The organism is Streptomyces sp. NPDC104381, from assembly GCF_055583745.1.
Map to the genome: position 1 here is coordinate 17,421 of NZ_JBVJNK010000002.1, position 18,419 is coordinate 35,839.

An 18,419-nucleotide genomic window follows, 5' to 3' on the forward strand; every position below is an offset into this window, starting at 1 on the left:
ATGTCACTGAGCACAGAGGACCGGCGCGCGCGGGAGTCACGGACGCCGCCGGTCACGACGCAGGCGGCCGGTGACCGGCCCGCCGCCAAGGGCATGCCCCTGCGGCACCGGCTGCGCCGGGACCGCACGCTGCTGCTGATGACCCTGCCCGCGATGCTGCTCCTGCTGGTCTTCGCGTACATCCCGCTCGCGGGCAACGTCGTCGCCTTCCAGGACTACGACCCGTACGTCGCGGACAACGCCTTCCAGGCGATCACGCAGAGCCCTTGGGTCGGGTTCGAGTGGTTCCAGCAGATGGTGAACGACCGGTTGTTCTGGTCGGCGCTGCGGAACACGCTGGTGATCTTCCTGCTGCAGCTGACGCTGTTCTTCCCGGTGCCGATCCTGCTCGCGCTGTTCATCAACAGCTTCGTGCGGCCCCGGGTCCGGGCGGTGGCACAGGCCATCCTCTATCTGCCGCACTTCTTCTCCTGGGTCCTGGTCGTCACCGTGTTCCAGCAGATGTTCGGCGGCGCGGGGCTCATCGCGCAGACCCTGCGGGAGCACGGTCACGAGGGCTTCGACCTGATGACCGACCCCGGTCTGTTCAAGTTCCTGATCACCTTCGAGATGATCTGGAAGGACGCCGGCTGGGGTGTCATCGTCTTCCTCGCCGCCCTGGCCGCGGTCAGTCCGGACCTCTACGAGGCGAGCGCGATGGACGGCGCGAACCGCTGGCGCCGGATCTGGCACATCACCCTGCCGGCCCTGCGTCCCGTCGTGGCGCTGCTGCTGGTCCTCCAGGTGGGCAACGCGCTGACCGTCGGTTTCGAGCAGATCCTGCTCCAGCGCACGGCGGTCGGGCCGGGTGCCTCGGAGGTGCTCGACACCTACGTCTGGAACGTCGGTATCACCAACGGCGGATTCAGTTACGCGGCGGCCGTCGGCATCGTCAAGGGAATCTTCGGTCTGCTGCTGGTCCTCGGGGCCAACAAGGTCGCCCATCTCATGGGTGAGCAGGGGGTGTACAAGAAGTGAGCAGCCTGCTCTCCGGTCTGACCGGCTTGGCCGGGGTGAAGCCGGGAACCCGCGGCCGTCTGCGTCCCGCGTGGGAGGAGGAGCCGTCGCGGACGGGCCTCGCCTCCAAGGGTGTAGTCCTGGTCCTGATCTGCCTGGCCGTCCTCTTCCCGCTCTGGGTGGTGATCGTCACCAGCCTGTCCTCGGTGCGGACCATCACCGAGGCCGGCGGGCTGGTGGTGATCCCGCGCGGCATCACGTTCGTGGCGTACCAGGAGCTGCTCGGCGGCGGCCAGGTCACCCGGGCCACCGTGATCAGCGTCTGTGTGACCCTGGTCGGCACGGTCTTCAGCATGGCGGTGTCCATCATGTGCGCGTACGGCCTCTCGCGCACCGGGTCCGTGCTGCACCGGCCGCTGCTGGTGTTCATGCTCGCCACGATGTTCTTCGGCGCCGGTCTCATCCCCACCTACCTGGTGGTCCAGGGGCTCGGGCTCACCGACTCCTATCTGGCGCTGATCCTGCCGAGTGCCCTGAACGTCTTCAACATCCTGGTCCTGCGCGCCTTCTTCATGAGTACGGCCCAGGAGCTCATCGAGAGCGCCCGGATCGACGGGGCCGGCGACTTCCGGATCCTGTGGCAGATCGTCATGCCGCTGTCCCGCGCGGTCATCGCCGTGATCACGCTGTTCTACGCGGTCGGCTACTGGAGCGCCTGGTTCAACGCGTCGATCTACATCAGCGACCCGGAGATGATGCCGCTCCAGAACGTGATGAACCAGCTGGTGCTCAAGCAGGAGCGGCCCACCGGGCTCGCCCAGGTCATCAACACCGGCCATCTGTCGCCGCTCGCCATCCAGATGGCGGTGATGGTGCTGGCCCTGATCCCGGTCGCGTTCCTGTCGCCCTTCGTGCAGAAGCACTTCAAGGAAGGCATGCTCACCGGCGCCGTCAAGGGCTGAGCCACGTCCCGTCGCCGTTCACCGCCCCCAGTGGAGGATCCAGATCCATGCCGTCCCTGTACGACGCCACCCGTGGCCGCATCCTCTTCGGGGGCGACTACAACCCCGAGCAGTGGCCCGAGGAGGTGTGGGCCGACGACGTACGGCTGATGAAGGAGGCCGGGGTCAACTCCGTCACCGTCGGGGTCTTCTCCTGGGCGATGATCGAACCGCGCCCGGGCGCCCGTGAGTTCGGCTGGCTGGACCGGCTGCTCGACCTTCTGCACGGCCATGGCATCGGCGTGGTGCTCGCCACCCCCACGTCCTCGCCACCGCCGTGGATGGGAGCGCTCCACCCGGAGACGCTGCCGCGCGCCGAGGACGGCTCGCTCGTCAACTACGGTTCCCGGCAGCACTTCTGCCCGAGCTCACCGGTGTACCGGCACTACGCCGCGGCCCTCACCGAGGACCTCGCCGCACGGTACGCCGCCCATCCGGCGCTCACCGTGTGGCACATCAATAACGAGTACTGCACGCACTGCTGGTGCGACGAGACCGCCGCCCACTTCCGCCGCTGGCTGGCGTCGCGCTACACCACCCTGGACGCGCTCGACGAGGCGTGGGGCACCGCGTTCTGGAGTCAGCGCTACGACTCCTGGGCGGAGATCCTGCCGCCGCGCCGGGCGCAGTACCTGCGCAATCCGGCCCAGGAGCTGGACTTCAAGCGGTTCACCTCCGACGCCCTCCTGGAGTGCTACACCGCCGAGCGGGACATCGTCGCCCGGCACACCCCGCACATCCCGGTGACGACCAACTTCATGCCGCTGTGGTCGGGCCAGGACGCCTGGGCCTGGGCGGAGCAGGAGGACATCGTCTCCGTCGACGTCTACCCCGACCCGGCGGACCCGCGGGGCGGCCAGTACAACGCGATGCTCGCCGACATGACCCGCTCGCAGGCCCGCGGGCCGTGGATGGTGATGGAACAGGCGGCCGGCACGGTCAACTGGCGCCCCGTCAACCACCCCAAGCCGGACGGGCTCAACCGGCTCTGGTCCCTTCAGGCGGTGGCCAGAGGAGCGGACGCCCTCTGCTACTTCCAGTGGCGGCAGTCCCGGCAGGGCGCGGAGAAGTTCCACTCCGGGATGCTGGGCCATGCCGGTGAGGACGGCCGCACCTTCCGCGAGGTCAAGCGCATCGGCGCCGAACTCGCCCTGATCGGCGGCGAGGTGAGCGGCACCGGCGTGCCCGCCGACGTCGCGGTGCTGCACGACTGGGACGCCTGGTGGTCCAGCACCCAGGACGGCCGGCCGTCCTCCCTCGTCTCGTACCCGGAGCTGCTCCGGACCTGGCACCGGGCCCTGTGGGAGGAGGGGATCGGCACGGACTTCGCCCGCCCCGACGCCGACCTGAGCGGGTACCGCATGGTGCTCGTGCCGCAGCTCCAGCTGCTCTCCGACGCGGCGGTGGACAACCTCGTCGCGTACGCGCGGGGCGGCGGGACCCTCGTGTGCGGGTTCTTCACGGGTGTCACGGACGTGGACGACCGGATCAGGCCGGGCGGCATGGACAGCCGTCTGCGGGAGCTGTTCGGCATCCGTACGGTGCACGAGTGGTGGCCGCTGGACGCGGACGCGGCGGTGGAGTGCGACGGTTTCCGGGGCACCTTGTGGTCGGAGGAGCTGGAGCCCGACGGCAGCGCGGAGACGGTCGCCGCGTACACCGGTGGCGAGCTCGACGGGCTCCCGGCCGTGCTCCGCAAGGGCACCGCGTGGTACGTCTCGACCCTGCCCGAGCGCCGGGCCCTGCGGGAACTGCTCGGCCGGGCGGCGGCCGGCGCCGGCGTGCGCCCGGTGCTGGAGGGGCTGCCCGCCGGGGTGGAGGCGGTGCGCCGCGGCGGACTGCTCTTCCTGCTGAACCACGGCCGGTCCCCCGTACGGGTGGAGCTCACGGGCCTTCACACCGACGTGCTCACGGGCGCCGGGGCCGACGACGGTGTGGAACTGGGCCGCTACGGCGTGGCCGTCCTCCGGGAAGCGTCCGCATGATCGACGGCACGTGGGAGCCCCGCCCCGCCACCCGGTGGGAGGATGCCTTCCTCAGCGGCAACGGCCGCCACGGGGCCATGGTGTGGGGCGATCCGGCGGACGACCGGGTGATCGTCGACCACCACACGCTGGTGCGGCCCAACGGCAGCGAGGGCCTGCGGCCGCCGGAGCTCGCCGACCGGCTCGGGCGCCTCCAGGACGCGCTCCTGGCCGGGGACACGACGGCGGCCGAGGACTTCGGCGCGGGGCTTCCCCTGGTGTGGGTGCAGCCCTTCCACCCGGCGTTCCAGTCACGCGTACGCCGCTCCCGTGGCCTGCACGAGGCGGTCGCCGGCTACCGCCGCGAGGTCGACTTCACGACGGGCGAGGTGACCGCGTCCTACGAGGCCTGGCGCAGCGGTGTCTTCGTGTCGCGGGCCGACGACGTGGTCGTTCAGCACATCACCGACCTCGGGCTGACCGCCGACCTCGTCCTGGACCACGCGCTGCCCGGCGCCCCCGCGCAGCTGGCCGTCGGCCGCTCCACCGTGCTGACCCCGCAGGGCGCGCGTCTGGCACTGCGGGTGGGCTATCCGGGTGGCAGCCCGGGCTACACGGGTGTCACGGTGGCGCGGGTCGACGGCGGCACCGTGACGGTGGCCGGCGAAGGCATCCGGATCGAGGGCGCGCGGAGCCTCACGCTGACGACCCGGGTGGTCAAAGGGCCCGGCCACCCGGACCTCGGAGCGTTGTGGGCCGCCCTGCCGTGCGACGACTACGCCACGCTGCTGGCCCGCCACCGGCCGCTGCACCGCACCGCGTACGGGCGCGCCTCCCTCACCCTGCGGGACGCGGCGCCGGAGCGTGAGCGGTCCGGCAGCGAACTGCTGCGCACCCCCGACTCCCCCGCGCTGCTGGAGCGGCTCTTCGCGGCGGGCCGCTACCACCTGCTCTCCTCGTCGGGGATGCTGCCGCCCCGGCTGACCGGCCTGTGGACCGGCGACTGGGACACCGCGTGGTCCGGTGCCTTCACCACGAACGCCAACCTCAACCTCCAGATCGCCTCCGCCGCGACGGCCGCGCTCCCTGAGGTCACGGAGGCGCACAGGGCCCTGGTCCAGGGCCAGTCGGCGGACTGGCGGGACAACGCCCGGGCTCTCTTCGGGGCCAGGGGCGTCGTCGCGCCGTCCCACACGGACGGCTTCTCGGGCCACACCCGGCACTTCCAGCGCGCCTATCCGCTGCACCTGTGGACGGCGGGGGCGGACTGGCTGCTCCAGCCGCTGCTGGAGCACGCCGAGGTGACCACGGGCGCCCCCGACCCCGCGCTGACCGACGCGCTGGTCGAAGTGGCCCTGTTCTACGAGGACTTCCTCAGCCGGGAGGACCCGGACGGGAATGTGGCCGTCGTGCCCTCGTACTCCCCGGAGAACCGGCCCGCCAACGCGAGCTGGGGCACGGTGAACGCCACCATGGACATCGCCGCGGCCCGCCACGCCCTGACGACGGCCGCCGAACACTCCCCCGATCACCCGTCGGCCGGCCTCTGGCGGTCCCTCGCGGACCGGCTCCCGGCCTACCTGGTCAACGAGGACGGGGCGCTCGCCGAGTGGGCGTGGCCGGGCCTGCGCGAGACGTACGACCACCGCCATCTGAGCCACCTCTACCCGGTGTGGCCGCTGGACGCGATCAACCCGTACGACACACCGGAACTCGCCACGGCCGCACACCGCGCGCTGGAGCTGCGCGGCTCGGAGAACGACTCCGCGCACGGCCATCTGCACCACGCCCTGATCGCCGCCCGGCTGCGGGACCCGTCCCGGGTGTCGGCCGCGCTGGACGCGGTGCTGGGCGGCGACTTCTTCCACGACTCCCTGATGAGCGCCCACTACCCGTCCAGGAACGTCTACAACGCGGACGCCGCCCACACCCTGCCCGCCGCCGTGATCGAGTCGCTCGTCCAGTCGGCACCCCACCGGCTGGTGCTCCTGCCGGCCGTCCCGGCCGCGTGCCCGGCGGGTGAACTCCGGGGCGTGCGGACACGGTTCGGCGCCCACCTGGACCTGCGGTGGTCGGAGGACGGCGCCACCGCCGTGCTGCGGCCCACCCGCGACGCCCGCGTCGATCTGCGTACGGGCGACGGGCTCGCCCTCACCGAGACCTCCGCCGGAACGCCGCCGGCTCCGCTGGAGCTGACGGCCGGCGTGGACCGCGTCCTCACCCTGGAGGCGCGGTAGCAGTTCCCAGCCTCCATCCCCACATGGAAGGAACACCCCATGGCACATTCCACCCTGACCAGGCTGCTCCTGGCGCCGTCGGCGGCCGTGGCCGCGCTGATCGGCTTCGCGGCGGCCCCCGCACACGCGGCGATCTGGACCTCGTCCGAGCAGTGGGGCAACTACACCACGTCGGACAACTACATCCTCTACAACAACATCTGGGGTTCCGGAGCGGGCACCCAGACCATCTGGGCCAACTCCTCCAGCAACTGGGGCGTGACGGCGAACCACCCGAACACGGGCGGCATCAAGTCGTACCCGAACGCCAAGAAGATCGTGAACAAGCCGATCACGTCGCTCTCGTCGCTGACCAGCGGCTACAACGTGACCGTCCCGTCGTCCGGCGCGTACAACACCTCGTACGACATCTGGGACACGGACTACGACTACGAGGTCATGCTCTGGGTCAACTACAACGGCGCGGTCGGTCCCCTCGGCACCTCCCAGGGGAACGTCACCCTCGGCGGCCACACCTGGACCGTCTACAAGGGCGACAACGGGGCGAACGAGGTCTTCTCGTTCCTGCGGACCTCCGACTCGTCGTCGGGCACCGTGGACATCCTGCCCATCCTCAAGTGGATCAAGGACACCAAGGGCTGGTGGGGCAACGAGACCATCGGTGACGTCCAGTTCGGCTACGAGATCACGTCGTCGTCCGGCGGACTGGACTTCACGACCAACGGGTTCAACGTCTCGTCGAGCTGATCCCGGTACGGGCCGGGGGGACGCCCCCGGCCCGTGTCGCCCCGTGCGGTGCGCCCCGCACGCGGTGGGGCCGCCCCGGTCAGACCGGAGCCGGTCCCGAGCTCGCACGGACCGTCAGCACGGGTTCCAGCAGCTCCACTTCGTCCGTGCCCCGGCCGGTGAGCTTCGCGACCACCTGCTCCACCGACCTGCGCCCCATCTCCTGCGCGGGGATGGCCACGGACGTCAGCCGCACCGACGCCTGCGTCGCGACCTGTTCGGGGCAGACGGCCACCACGGACACGTCCTCCGGTACGGCTCGGCCCTGCTGCTGGAGCAGGTTGAGCAGCGGCTCGACTGCGGCCTCGTTCTGGACGATGAAGCCGGTCGTCCCCGGCCGTTCGTCGAAGATCCGGCCCAGGGTGCCGGCCATCGCCGCGTACCCGCCCTCGCAGGGGCGGTGCAGGATCCGCACCCCGGTCTCCTGCGCCTTGGCCCGTATGCCGTCCACGGTGCGTTCGGCGAAGCCGGTGTGCCGCTCGTAGACGGCGGCCGCCTCACCGATCACCGCCACCTCACGGTGGCCGAGGCCGGCGAGGTGGTCCACGCAGAGCGCCCCGGTGGCCTCGAAGTCGAGGTCCACACAGGTCAGCCCGGAGGTGTCGGCGGGCAGTCCGATGAGGACGGCGGTGCGGCCCGAGTCACGGAGCAGCGGCAGCCGTTCGTCGTGCAGTTCGACGTCCATCAGGATCATCGCGTCGGCCAGCGAGCTGCCCGCGATGCGCCGGACGGCCGCCGGGCCCTCCTCGCCGGTGAGCAGCAGGACGTCGTAACCGTGCGTACGGGCGCTCGTCGCGACGGCGATGGCGATCTCCATCATCACCGGCACGTACATGTCGGTGCGCAGGGGCACCATCAGCGCGATGATGTTGGACCTGCTGCTGGCGAGGGCGCGGGCACCGGCGTTGGGGTGGTAGCCCAGCTGCTGGATACTGTGTTCCACACGTTCGCGGGTGGAGGCCGAGATCGACCGCTTACCGCTGAGGACGTAGCTCACCGTGCTCGCGGAGACTCCGGCGTGCTGGGCGACCTCGGCAAGCGTGACCATTCGGCTTCTCCCCTACAGATGGCGACCGGAGGGGAGAGCTGGTGAAGCGCTTCGACAACGCTTTGCTGTGCTCCCCTTCGCACTCTGACATGCACAGACACCGAGGAGCCTAGACTCGCTCACAGGGACTGTCCAGAGTGGAGTCGAAGCGCTTCGATCCAGCCCCCGGCTGCGGCTCCCTGCCGCACACCGTGACTCAGGACGCCGAAGGTGTCCAGCCCGCCAGCCAGTCGGAGATCTCCTGGTCCGCGGCCTGGGCGTCGGTGAGCTGCGGCCGGTCGCTGCTCGCGGCTCCGGAGCCGGGCCCGGTGTTCCTGTATTCGGCGAAGCGGTCGTCCTTCCAGGAGAACCCGCTCATGTCCGTCCACGGCGCCGACCTGATCGCGGAGCTGAGCGCCGTGTCGCGGAAGGTCGCCATCGGGTCGAGCGAGGCGTCCCCGCCGGCGTGCCACGGCCGCCCCAGGTAGAAGGACGACGCCGACACGTCGCCGTTGACCGTCGAGCCGGTGATCAGGAAGCCCTTGCGGTCGGCGGCGGTGCTGGGCGCGGCGATGTAACCCGCCGAGCTGCCGTCCCACCGCTTCTTCAGGGTGATGACGGAGGCGTCGATCACCGCGGTGGCGCGCCCGAAGATGAAGTCGACGTTGCCGACGACGTACGAGTTCCTCATGTAGACGCGGCCGAGTGCCGCCTTGGACGCGGTGTCGAGCAGCAGGGTGTCCTGGTCCCCGGTGACGATCACGGAGTCGAGGAACACCTTGTCGGCGGCGGTGCGCAGGGCCACGGCCTGGCGCGCGCTCATGTCCTGGTGGGCGGCCTCGTCGAAGTCGTTGGAGATCGTGAGGTTACGGGCCTGGAAGCCGTCGGCCTCGGCCGCGACGGTCGCGCTGCCGCTCGTCCCGTACGTACCGGAGCCGTCGGGCTTCTGCGTACCGGAGGCGTTGTCGTGGACGATGACGGTGTTCTTGCGGCTGGAGCCACTGCCCTGAAGGGTGACGTTCTGCTTGCCGGCCGGGATCTTCACCGTCCCCCGGTAGGTGCCCGGCGCTATGGACACGACGACCCGCGCGGTGTTGCCCGCGGGGATCGCGTCGACCGCGGCCTGCACGGTGGTGTACTGCCCGCTGCCGTCCTTGGCGACGGTGAGGGTGGTCGCCGACTCGGCGCCGTACGCCGTCCCGGGGACCCAGGCCGGGGCGCCGGCGAGGAGCGCTGCCGCCCCCGCCGTCACCGCCCTGCGCGCCCCGGGGCGGAGAGCGGTGGGTCGTCGTCGCATCGCTGCCATGGCCTGATCCGTTCGTCGGGGAAGAGGTGGGGTTCCGCCCACCAGTCGCCACCGCCGGCCCCGAAGGTTGCCGGGGTCCGCCACGACCCCCGGCAAGGAACGGGAGGCCGGCCCTCCGACGGCGTCGCACCCGCGTCAGCGGTGACCGTCGCAGGGCCGGCAGAGGGGTCTCAGCACTCGGCGGACGCGGGAAGGCCGGCGTACTGGTCGCCCTTGAAGTAGACCGCGCTGCTGTATCCGTCGGCGAACCCGATCCAGATGTCGTTGGTGTATCCGTTGTCGGTGACGGTCTGGCCGTGCGTCCAGCAGTAGGCCTGGTACGACCGGCCGGCCGTCAGGGTGGCGAGGTAGGCGCTCTCCGAGGTCGGCAGCTTGCGGACGTTGACGTTCGTGTACGGCACGACGGTGTACGACGGCTCGGCGGGGGCGGCCACGGCGGCGGCCCCCGGCGTGAGCACGACGATCGCGGCGGCGAGTGCGGCCGCGACGGACCTGCGGTGCATGGTGATTCCTCCGATGGGGTGCGGCACGGCGCTCACTGGCAGAGAGCCAGCCCGTCGATCCAGTTGGTCTTGTTCTTGAGGTAGTAGCTCGCCATGAAGCCCATGTGGTGGTCGGACGTTCCCACCAGCACCCAGTAGGGGTTGCCGCCCACGGTCTGGCCCGGCTGCTGGCAGATCACGCTGACGACGTCCCCCGCACCGACCTGGGTCTGCACGCTCGGACAGGCGGTCACGCTCGGGCGGATGCCGCACCCGGTGCTTCCCGGTGCGTTGTCCCGGACGTTGACGTTGTTCGCCCAGACCCCGTAATCACCGGAGCCGTGGCCATCCGCGTGCGCCGTCGGCATACCGACCGCGACCAGGGCGGCCGCGACCGTCACGGCACCCAGAATTCCCCGTTTCCTCATGTCATCCCTCCAGGATGTGTCGGACGGGGACAACGATCGTCACGGTCGTCCGGCAGCGGCAATCCTTTCGACCCAGCCCGAAACGTCACGCCCGCCCGCAGCTTGACGTTCCGTCAGCTCAGAGGGCGGACGGCGGAGGCCAGCAGCTCGGCACCCAGGTGCGTGATCATGTGCAGCACCGCCTTGCCGTCCCGTCGGGTGGTGATCAGGTTGGCCCGGCGCAGCACGCTCGCGTGCCGGCTCGCCGACGCCGGCGAGATGTTCAGGCGGCGCGCCAGCCCTGTGGTGGTGCAGCCGTCCGCCGCGGCGGTGAGCACGGAGGCCCTGGTACGTCCCAGCAGGTCCTCCAGCGAGCTGCCGGTGGCCGCGTCGACGCCCAGGAGCGCCGGTCCCTCCGTCGCGCCGTCGATGGTGGGCAGCGCCAGCACGGGCGCCCGGTCCATGTCCAGGAGGTCCTGGAGCACTTCCGCCCGCTGCGACGAGAACACCGTCGGCGCGATGACGATCCCGCGCCCGCGCAGATGGATGTCCGCGCTGCGGGGGTGACGCACTTCGAGCACGGGCGGCCGCCACCGCACCAGGGGATGGCACAGCGTCGCGAGCAGCCGCTCGACACCGCCCTCCGCCATGGTGCGCACGTAGGCGGCCCTGGCAGCCGCCAGATGTGACCACACCTGCTGCTGGTAGGGCTCGACGGTCGCCCGGTGGCAGGCCCTCAGCGCACCGGCCAGCTGGAGTCCGGCCTCACGGTCGCCGTCGGCCAGGGCCCTGGCCCACGAGCGGTGGTCCGGATGGACGTCGATGTACTCCAGCTCGACGCGCATGAGGGATCGCGGGGCCGCCAGAAGGGCCTCCACCGCCTCGTCGATACTGGTGGCGTGCCCCGCCAGGCTCGCCACATCGACCTGCGGCCCCCGTGCGGGCATCAACGCGAGCAGGGGCCGCGCCTGTGCGCCGAGCCGTTCGTCGAAATGCGCGCCCACGGACGCCCGCCAGGACCGAAAGGCCAGACCACCGTCCCGCGCCCGCAGCCGTCTCACGCTGTCCATCGTCTCGGCCGCCACACCGATCGTCGCGACCACCCGGGTCCGCGCCAGATCCTCCGCCGTGAAATGGATGCGTTTCGCCACAGCCCGCCCCGTCCCCGCCGTACTCGCTCCCGCACGGCAGTATCCCAGCGGCGGTCCTGCGGCACGACCGCCGTTCGAGCCACGTCCCTGCCGCTGAGCCTCGCCGTCACCCACCGCCCGCGCGAGCCCGTCAGCGGGCGGCGGGCGGCAGCGACAGGGCACCCGCCCGGGTCAGTAGGCGACGGGCCACCCGCTGCTCCAGTCCAGCAGGTTGACGCCGAGCTTGGGAGTCCCGTTGTCCTGGCCGTCGTAGTAGTGGTAGACGAGCAGGTCGCCGTCGGAGTCCGCCAGGATCGACTGTCCGCCGGGTCCGACGTAACGCCCGTGCGACTCCATGACAGCCGTACCGCCGTTGTCGAGCATGCTGACACCGTTGCGGTCCTTGAACGGCCCGGTGACGGTGGTAGCCCTGCCCACCTTGATCTTGTACGTCGAACCGGTGCCGGCACAGCAGGTGTCGTACGACGCGAAGAGGTAGTAGTAGCCGTTGCGCTTCACGAGGGAGGGCGCCTCCACGGCCTTGGTCCCGGTGGGCCGTGAGGCGAGCGAGCGGCGGGCGGTGTCCCCGGCGTACTGCTTGCCCGTCGACGGGTCGATCCGGATCATCTTGATCCCCGTCCACCAGGAGCCGAAGGACAGCCACCACGTCCCGTCGTCGTCCACGAACAGGTTCGGGTCGATGGCGTTGTAGTCGCTCGACGCGTTCGAGGTGTAGACGATCCCGTAGTCGCTCCAGCTGCCGGCCTGCCCGGTGGTGGAGGCCGCCAGGCCGATGGCCGACGTGTTGGAGCCGAAGGACGAGACGGCGTAGTACATCAGGTACTTGCCGCCCCGGTACGAGATGTCGGGGGCCCAGGGGTCGGACGCCGAGGAGTAGTTCTTCCACCAGCTCGGCTTGGTGGTGAAGGCGTTGCCCGAGCGCCCGAAGGCGGTGCGGTCGGTGGAGGTGCGGAGCTGGAGGCCCTCACCGGTGGAGTAGAGCAGGTACTGGCCGGACGAGCTGCGGATCATGCTGGGGTCGTGGACGACGACGTCGCCGTTGACGACGCCCGGGTTGGGGTACGCGGACGCGCTGCCCGGCACGAGTGCCATCAGGAACGCGGCGGGGAGTACGGCGAGGGCTCTCAGCGAACTGCGGCTCACGGACTTCCTCCTCCGGAAGGATCGGACTGAAGCGCTGCACCTCCCAGTCGCCGCCGCCCGCACATCGGTTGCCGCAGCACGAAAGGGAGGGCGTCCGGACCGGATCGGCCCGCTCCGGGCGCCTGAACGGTCCGAAGGCCCTCCCCTTCCCCGGGCCGGGGCCCGGGGTCAGCCGTGGAGCCGCACCGGGAACGACTCCAGGTCGTTCTGGGTCATGACCGGGAGCTTGCGGAGATCGCCGTCGGCGGTCGCGAGCTTCAGGTCCGGGAAGCGTCCGAAGAGTGCGGGGAGCGCGATGCCGGCCTCGACCCGGGACAGTGCGGCGCCGGGGCAGATGTGGGGTCCGTGGCCGAAGGTCATGTGGCGGATGGGGGTGGGCCGGGTGATGTCGAAGGCGTCGGCGTCGTCCCCGTGCTGGGTGAGGTCGCGGCCGATGGCCCGGTAGGAGATCACCACGCCCTCCCCCTTGGCTATCACCTGGTCGCCGACCTGGATGTCCTCGGTGGCGAACCGCATCAGCAGGTGGGTGGTGGGCGTGTCCCAGCGCAGCGTCTCCTCGATCACCGTCTCCCACGGGATCTGCCCGTCCAGCACCTTGCGCAGCTGGTCGGGGTGGGCCAGCAGAGCGCGGACCGCGTTGAGGATGAGTCCGATCGTGGTCTCGTGCCCGGCGGCGACCATCGCCTTCAGGTTGCCGACGACCTCCTCCTCGGTGAGCGGTTCCCCGCCCTCCTCGGCGAGGATCAGGGCGCTGGTGAGGTCGTCGGTGGGGTGGGCGGTCTTCTCCCGTACCAGTTCGGCGTAGAAGACGTCGAGTTCGGCCAGCAGGGCCAGCCGGTCCTCCTGCGGGGTGAGCATCGAGAAGAAGGCCTTGTACTGCCGGGTGAGCATCGGGTGCAGCGCCTCGTCGACGCCCATCAGCAGCCCGACGACCTTCATCGGGAGGGGCTGGGCGAACACGGCCTTGAGATCGACGACCCCGTCCTCGCCCTGTGCGGTGAGGGCGTCCAGCAGTTCCTCGGTGAACTTCTCGATGTCGGGGCGGATCGCCTCCAGCCGGCGGGGGGTGAGCGCCTGGGAGGTCTTCGTCCGCAGCCGGCGGTGCTGTTCGCCGTCCACGGTGAACATGGAGCGCCCGGCGTCGATCATGCCGATCAGGGGCCAGGCGTGGGTGACCTCGCCGGTCTGCCAGAGCCTCCAGGCATCGAGGTCCTTCACCAGGCGCGTGTCGACGAGGAGTTGACGTGCTTCGGCGTGCCGGGTGACGGTCCAGGCGGGGACACCGAGGAGCTCGATGCGGGCGAGCGGGGCGGAGTCCCGAAGCGTCCTGGTCTCGCCGTCGAGGTCCTGGACCATGGGGTCGATCACCACGGTCGCGTACGGGCAGTTCACAGCAGGTCTCCAGTCGTGTGTACGGGAGCGAACCGGACGGGGAGCGCGTTCATGCCGCGGAGGAAGGCGGACGGCCGCCTGACGAGCTCCTCGGCGGGGACGGCGAGTTCGAGGTCGGGGAGCCGGTCGAGGATGACCTCGATCGCCGTACGGGCGATGGTCTCCGCGATCTCCTGGGCGGGGAAGGGGCAGCGGTACTCCCCGTGGCTGAACGCCAGGTGGGATCCGTTGGCCGCGTGGTGCCCCGCACCGCCGGAGACCGCTTCCTGGCGTATCAGCGGGTCGGTGTTGGCGGCGCCCAGGCCGAGGAGGAGCATGTCCCCGGCGTGGATGGTCCGGCCGCCGAGCCGTGTGTCGCGGGCCGCCCAGCGGCCGGCGAGTATCTGGGTCGGGCTCTCCTCCCAGAGGACCTCGTTCATCGCGTCACCGACACTGCGCCGCCCCCCGGCGAGCGAGTCGGCGAACTGGTCCTCTGTGAGCATCAGCCGCAGGGAGTTGCTGATCCAGTCGGCGGTGGTGAGGTGCCCGGCCGCGGTGATCGCCATCAGGTCGAGGGCGTACTCCTCGTCCGTGAAGGGCTCCGGGTCGGCGAGCATCCGGGAGGTGACGTCGTCGCCGGGCGCGGTCCGCTTCGCCGCCACCAGCCGCCGCATGTGCGCGCCGAAACGGCCGTAGGCCTCCTGGGCTCCCGGCCCGCCGTCGGCCAGGTCCTTCAGGACCCGGGCGATGTCGGCGCCCTCCGCGTCGGGGAAGCCGACGAGACGGGCGAGGACGAGCACGGGGAGGGGCTCGGCGAAGTCGGCGACGAGGTCGGCGGTGCCCCGTGGGCCGATGCCGTCGACGAGCCGGTCGGCGAGCTGCTCGCAGTGCTCCCGGATCTCGAACGGGTCCGCGGCCTCCAGCGCGGGCACCACCAGCTGGGAGTGGCGCCGGTGTTCGGCGCCCGCGGTGAAGTAGATGGAGGGCATGGGCCGCCCGACCATGGGCAGGAGCGGCCAGTCCTCGGGGATGTGCTCCCACTGGTTCCACAGCCCGACGTCCCTCGGGAACAACTCCCCGTCGCTGGTGACCTGATGGAGCTCGCGGTACCCGACGACCAGCCAGGCCGGGAATCCGCCGGGGAGTTCGACGGGGACGACGGGCCCGTAGGAGTGGCGCATGGTCCGGTACAGGGCCTGCGGCTCGGTGTGGAACGCGGGACCGCTGAGCGGCACGGGGGTGTCGGCGGCATGCGCGGGGCAGCCGCCGCGGGGTGCGGGCGCCGCGGTTAAGGAGGGGTGCGCGGAAGGGGGCATGGAGGGGTTCGTCATCGTACGGGCTCCTGGGAGACGGCTTCGCGCGTTGCGGCCATACGATCAACGCGCCCCCACTATAGGGAGGTTGCGTGAAGCTTTGGGCAGCGTTCCGGTCGCCGGCCTCCGCGTCCGGGCCGTCGGCGGACGGAGCAGCGGCCCGGCCGGCGTGGGTGCCGAAATGGCGTGGAAGCACTGTGGACAGGCCCCTTCACCCATGCTCTGATGCTGCACGTCGCCGAATTTCCAACGTAGTAACGCACTGCGGTGAACCCCCGGTGGCACGCGGCTGCACCTCGCCTCGCCCGACCCGTTTTCGCCCGGCTCGCCCGGCCGCCTTTGCCCGCCGCCCGTCTCGTCGCCCGTCTCGTCGCCCGACAACGTTGTCGATCAGGAGAAAGGCCCCCACTTCATGGCGCGCATCATCCGCACGCTCTCGGTCGTCCTGGCCTCCACCGCCCTGCTGCTCGGCTTCGCGCCCTCCCCCGCGGGAGCCGGGCAGCAGGGCCCCGTCCGGACAGCCGCCCCGCCGGTCCACAGCACGGCCGAGGCGGGGAACCCGCTGGTCGAGGGGTGGTACGCGGACCCGGATGTGGCGGTCTACGGCGACCGCTTCTGGATCTACCCGACCACGTCCCGGAGTTACGGCGAACAGACCTTCATGGACGCGTTCTCCTCGACGGACATGGTGCACTGGACCAAGCACCCCAAGGTGCTGGACATCGCCGATGTCCCGTGGGCGAAGTACGCGCTCTGGGCGCCCGCGCCCGTGTACCGCGACGGCAAGTACTACCTCTACTTCGCCGCCAACGACATCCAGAGCGACTCCGAGGTCGGCGGGATCGGCGTCGCCGTCGCCGACCGTCCCGAGGGCCCGTACAAGGACGCCATCGGCGCTCCGCTCATCGACCGGTTCCACAACGGCGCCCAGCCGATCGACCAGGACGTCTTCATCGACGACGACGGCCAGGCGTACATGTACTACGGCGGGTGGGGCCACGCTAACGTCGTCAAGCTGAACCCGGACATGACCAGCCTCGGGACCTTCCCCGACGGTTCGGTCCACAAGGAGATCACCCCGGAGAACTACACCGAGGGCTCCTTCATGTTCAAGCGCGGCGGCACCTACTACATGATGTGGTCCGAAGGCGGCTGGACCGGCCCGGACTACTCGGTGTCGTACGCGATGTCGGACTCCCCCACCGGCCCGTTCGAGAAGATCGACAGGGTGCTGGCCCAGGACCCGGCCGTCGCCCGGGGCTCCGGGCACAACTCGGTGGTCAACGTGCCGGGCACGGACGTCTGGTACATCGTGTACCACCGGCGCCCTCTGAGCGAGACCGACGGCAACCACCGGGCCCTGGCCTACGACCGGATGTACTTCGACGAGGACGGCACGATCCGGCCGGTCACCATGAAGGTCCAGGACAACTTCGAGGACGGCAACGCCGTCGGGTGGCGCACGTACGGCGGCGACTGGGCGACGGCGCACGGCGCCTACTCGGTCACCTCGCCCTCCGGCGGCCTGGCCCTCCAGGACACCGCGTTCTCGGACCTGGTGTACGAGGCGGACGTGACCCTGCGGGACGGACGGGGTGCAGCGGGCCTCGTCTTCCGCGCCACCCCGCCGGAGGCCGGCACGGAGGGCTTCCAGGGGTACTACGCCGCTCTCACCGCGAAGGGCCTCGTCCTCGGCAAGGCGTCCGGCGACGGACGGACACCGCTCGCGACCGCGCGGCTCGCGGGCGCGGCCGGCAGGACCCACCGGGTACGGATCGAGGCGGTCGGGCCGTCTCTCAAGGTGTACGTCGACGACATGGCGAAGCCGAGGATCAGTGCGACGGACTCGACGTACACCTCCGGCTCCAACGGCGTCCACGCCGTCCGGCCGGCGCCGGAGCCCGGCGGGACGGCGGTGGGCAAGCCACTGGCGGGCTTCGACGACGTCGCGATCCGCTCCGATGTGTTCAGCTTCGAGGCGGCCGACGCCCCGAACCGGTTCATCCGGCACGCCTGGAGCCGTGGCCGGGTCGATCCCGACGTCACGCCGTACGCCGACATGCAGTGGAAGGTCGTCCCCGGCCTCGCGGACCCGTCGGCCGTGTCACTGGAGTCGGTCAACTTCCCCGGCCGTTTCCTGCGGCAGCGGGACGGAGAGGTGTGGAGCGAGGAGCGCACCGACGACGCGGGGTTCCGCGCGGACGCGACCTGGCGGAAGGTGCCCGGGCTCTCGGACCGGTCCCTGACCTCGTTCGAGTCGTTCCGCTCGCCGGGCCGCTATCTGCGCCACCGGGACGCGCTGTTGTACGCCGAGCGCGTCACCCCCGGGGAGCGGCCGGGGGCCACCTTCAGGGAGTGGTGAGACGGTGACGCGGTCCGGCCGGGCCTCCCCCGGGGGCCCGGCCGGACCGCCGGCCGAGGGAATGCCCGGCATCGCCCCACTGCCGGTTCCTGCCCTTGAGCGCCCGAGGCCCCCACGGCACCGGCCCGGGCCGCGGCCTGCCGGGGCTCTACGCCGCGTCGTCCGCGAGGAAGGCGCGGGCCGCCGCGGCCCCGGCGTCCGCGTCCCAGCCGGTGGTGGGGACGACGGCGGCCACCAGAGCGGCGTCGACCTCGCCGTCGGCGGCGATCAGTGCGTCGATCGCCTCGAAGGGGGGCCGGCCTCCCTCGGCGTCCGGCATCCGCTGGACGGTGGCGAGGATCTTCCCCCGGGTCAGGGCCGTGGTGAGCACGGGCAGCCCGAGACTCGTGAACCCGTCGTCGAGTGCGTAGTCGGCGCGGTGCCAGGTGTGGCCGTCGAAGCCGTACACGAAGCCGAGGTAGAGCTCCTCGTCCGCGTCCCGGACCCGGCGGACGGGCGGCTCCCACCACGCGGGCGCACCGGCCAGCAGGTCGGTCTCCTTCTCCTCGAAGAAGTCGGACGCCTCGGCGTAGAAGGTCTCCGACTCGTTGCGGTCCTGCCCGAGCAACACCGCACGGCCCTGGTCGAGACGGTGCAGGTCGGCCCAGCTGCCGTGCCCGTCGTCGTAGTGCCACAGGGGCGGGAGCGCCCGGCACCGCTCACCGTGCCCTGACGCCGCCTGCACGGCGGCGAGGGCCGCCCAGCGTCCTCGCCACGTCATCGGGTCGGGTAGGTCGAGCTGCACCAGGGCCATGGTCGGACTCCTTCGCGGGTCGTCGCGGCTCGGTCGGTGCGACCGCGCCTTCTGCGGGACTCCGCGCCGCGTGGACGGGA

Annotated in this window: 15 protein-coding genes; 6 read left to right on the forward strand and 9 right to left on the reverse strand. The window is 71.1% G+C overall.

All coding sequences use genetic code 11. The annotated features are described in order from the left end of the window. Genes ACZ607_RS05130 through ACZ607_RS05150 form a run of 5 tightly spaced genes read left to right on the forward strand, consistent with a single transcriptional unit; the run spans position 1 to position 6,945 of the window. Positions 1–1,017, forward strand: a complete 1,017-nt coding sequence (locus ACZ607_RS05130) for an ABC transporter permease (RefSeq protein WP_469731908.1) — start codon at positions 1–3, stop codon at positions 1,015–1,017. Between the two features lie 5 nt (positions 1,018–1,022). Further along, positions 1,023–1,958, forward strand: coding sequence for a carbohydrate ABC transporter permease (locus ACZ607_RS05135; RefSeq protein WP_261988170.1), 936 nt, complete (start codon positions 1,023–1,025; stop codon positions 1,956–1,958). Positions 1,959–2,005: 47 nt separating this feature from the next. After that, positions 2,006–3,982 carry a beta-galactosidase gene (locus ACZ607_RS05140; protein ID WP_469731910.1) on the forward strand — a complete coding sequence of 659 codons (1,977 nt, stop codon included), beginning with the start codon at positions 2,006–2,008 and terminating at the stop codon, positions 3,980–3,982. Continuing rightward, positions 3,979–6,198 (forward strand): glycosyl hydrolase family 95 catalytic domain-containing protein, encoded by a 2,220-nt coding sequence (locus tag ACZ607_RS05145; RefSeq protein WP_469731913.1) that lies wholly within the window; start codon positions 3,979–3,981, stop codon positions 6,196–6,198. Before ACZ607_RS05140 ends, ACZ607_RS05145 begins: the two co-directional genes overlap by 4 nt. Before the next feature lie 39 nt (positions 6,199–6,237). Then, a complete protein-coding gene (locus ACZ607_RS05150; protein ID WP_469731915.1) occupies positions 6,238–6,945 on the forward strand; it encodes a glycoside hydrolase family 12 protein in 708 nt (235 codons plus the stop codon). A gap of 79 nt (positions 6,946–7,024) precedes the next feature. Here ACZ607_RS05150 and ACZ607_RS05155 read toward each other — a convergent pair whose 3' ends face one another. The 8 genes from ACZ607_RS05155 to ACZ607_RS05190 all read right to left on the reverse strand — a co-directional run bounded on the left by ACZ607_RS05155 (position 7,025) and on the right by ACZ607_RS05190 (position 15,202). Beyond that, complete coding sequence (locus tag ACZ607_RS05155) at positions 7,025–8,032, reverse strand: LacI family DNA-binding transcriptional regulator (protein WP_469731917.1); 1,008 nt, start codon at positions 8,030–8,032, stop codon at positions 7,025–7,027. Positions 8,033–8,228: 196 nt separating this feature from the next. Next, positions 8,229–9,317, reverse strand: coding sequence for a pectinesterase family protein (locus ACZ607_RS05160; RefSeq protein ID WP_469731919.1), 1,089 nt, complete (start codon positions 9,315–9,317; stop codon positions 8,229–8,231). Positions 9,318–9,487: 170 nt separating this feature from the next. Then, positions 9,488–9,820: an SH3 domain-containing protein gene (locus tag ACZ607_RS05165; RefSeq protein WP_469731921.1), complete on the reverse strand. Its 333-nt coding sequence runs from the start codon at positions 9,818–9,820 to the stop codon at positions 9,488–9,490. Positions 9,821–9,852: 32 nt separating this feature from the next. Then, the gene (locus tag ACZ607_RS05170; RefSeq protein WP_469731923.1) at positions 9,853–10,227 is read right to left on the reverse strand and encodes a hypothetical protein; all 375 of its coding nucleotides are present in this window, start codon (positions 10,225–10,227) and stop codon (positions 9,853–9,855) included. Positions 10,228–10,340: 113 nt separating this feature from the next. Then, positions 10,341–11,357, reverse strand: coding sequence for a winged helix-turn-helix domain-containing protein (locus ACZ607_RS05175; RefSeq protein ID WP_469731925.1), 1,017 nt, complete (start codon positions 11,355–11,357; stop codon positions 10,341–10,343). 171 nt (positions 11,358–11,528) lie between these two features. After that, the gene (locus ACZ607_RS05180; protein WP_469733385.1) at positions 11,529–12,449 is read right to left on the reverse strand and encodes an arabinan endo-1,5-alpha-L-arabinosidase; all 921 of its coding nucleotides are present in this window, start codon (positions 12,447–12,449) and stop codon (positions 11,529–11,531) included. 219 nt (positions 12,450–12,668) lie between these two features. Next, a complete protein-coding gene (locus tag ACZ607_RS05185) occupies positions 12,669–13,856 on the reverse strand; it encodes a cytochrome P450 family protein (protein WP_469733386.1) in 1,188 nt (395 codons plus the stop codon). 32 nt (positions 13,857–13,888) lie between these two features. Continuing rightward, positions 13,889–15,202: a cytochrome P450 gene (locus tag ACZ607_RS05190; protein ID WP_469731927.1), complete on the reverse strand. Its 1,314-nt coding sequence runs from the start codon at positions 15,200–15,202 to the stop codon at positions 13,889–13,891. A gap of 394 nt (positions 15,203–15,596) precedes the next feature. On the opposite strand from ACZ607_RS05190, the gene ACZ607_RS05195 reads away from it, so the two are divergent. Next, complete coding sequence (locus ACZ607_RS05195) at positions 15,597–17,546, forward strand: family 43 glycosylhydrolase (RefSeq protein WP_469731929.1); 1,950 nt, start codon at positions 15,597–15,599, stop codon at positions 17,544–17,546. A gap of 148 nt (positions 17,547–17,694) precedes the next feature. On the opposite strand, the gene ACZ607_RS05200 is transcribed toward ACZ607_RS05195, so the two are convergent. Then, positions 17,695–18,339, reverse strand: a complete 645-nt coding sequence (locus tag ACZ607_RS05200) for a proteophosphoglycan 5 (protein ID WP_469731931.1) — start codon at positions 18,337–18,339, stop codon at positions 17,695–17,697. Positions 18,340–18,419: the final 80 nt, after the last annotated feature.

Coding starts and splice junctions, on each gene's coding strand:
- ACZ607_RS05130 (WP_469731908.1), top strand. CDS start 1: ATGTCACTGAGCACAGAGGACCGGCGCGCGCGGGAGTCACGGACGCCG.
- ACZ607_RS05140 (WP_469731910.1), top strand. CDS start 2,006: ATGCCGTCCCTGTACGACGCCACCCGTGGCCGCATCCTCTTCGGGGGC.
- ACZ607_RS05145 (WP_469731913.1), top strand. CDS start 3,979: ATGATCGACGGCACGTGGGAGCCCCGCCCCGCCACCCGGTGGGAGGAT.
- ACZ607_RS05150 (WP_469731915.1), top strand. CDS start 6,238: ATGGCACATTCCACCCTGACCAGGCTGCTCCTGGCGCCGTCGGCGGCC.
- ACZ607_RS05155 (WP_469731917.1), bottom strand. CDS start 8,032: ATGGTCACGCTTGCCGAGGTCGCCCAGCACGCCGGAGTCTCCGCGAGC.
- ACZ607_RS05160 (WP_469731919.1), bottom strand. CDS start 9,317: ATGGCAGCGATGCGACGACGACCCACCGCTCTCCGCCCCGGGGCGCGC.
- ACZ607_RS05165 (WP_469731921.1), bottom strand. CDS start 9,820: ATGCACCGCAGGTCCGTCGCGGCCGCACTCGCCGCCGCGATCGTCGTG.
- ACZ607_RS05170 (WP_469731923.1), bottom strand. CDS start 10,227: ATGAGGAAACGGGGAATTCTGGGTGCCGTGACGGTCGCGGCCGCCCTG.
- ACZ607_RS05180 (WP_469733385.1), bottom strand. CDS start 12,449: ATGGCACTCGTGCCGGGCAGCGCGTCCGCGTACCCCAACCCGGGCGTC.
- ACZ607_RS05185 (WP_469733386.1), bottom strand. CDS start 13,856: ATGGTCCAGGACCTCGACGGCGAGACCAGGACGCTTCGGGACTCCGCC.
- ACZ607_RS05190 (WP_469731927.1), bottom strand. CDS start 15,202: ATGACGAACCCCTCCATGCCCCCTTCCGCGCACCCCTCCTTAACCGCG.
- ACZ607_RS05195 (WP_469731929.1), top strand. CDS start 15,597: ATGGCGCGCATCATCCGCACGCTCTCGGTCGTCCTGGCCTCCACCGCC.
- ACZ607_RS05200 (WP_469731931.1), bottom strand. CDS start 18,339: ATGGCCCTGGTGCAGCTCGACCTACCCGACCCGATGACGTGGCGAGGA.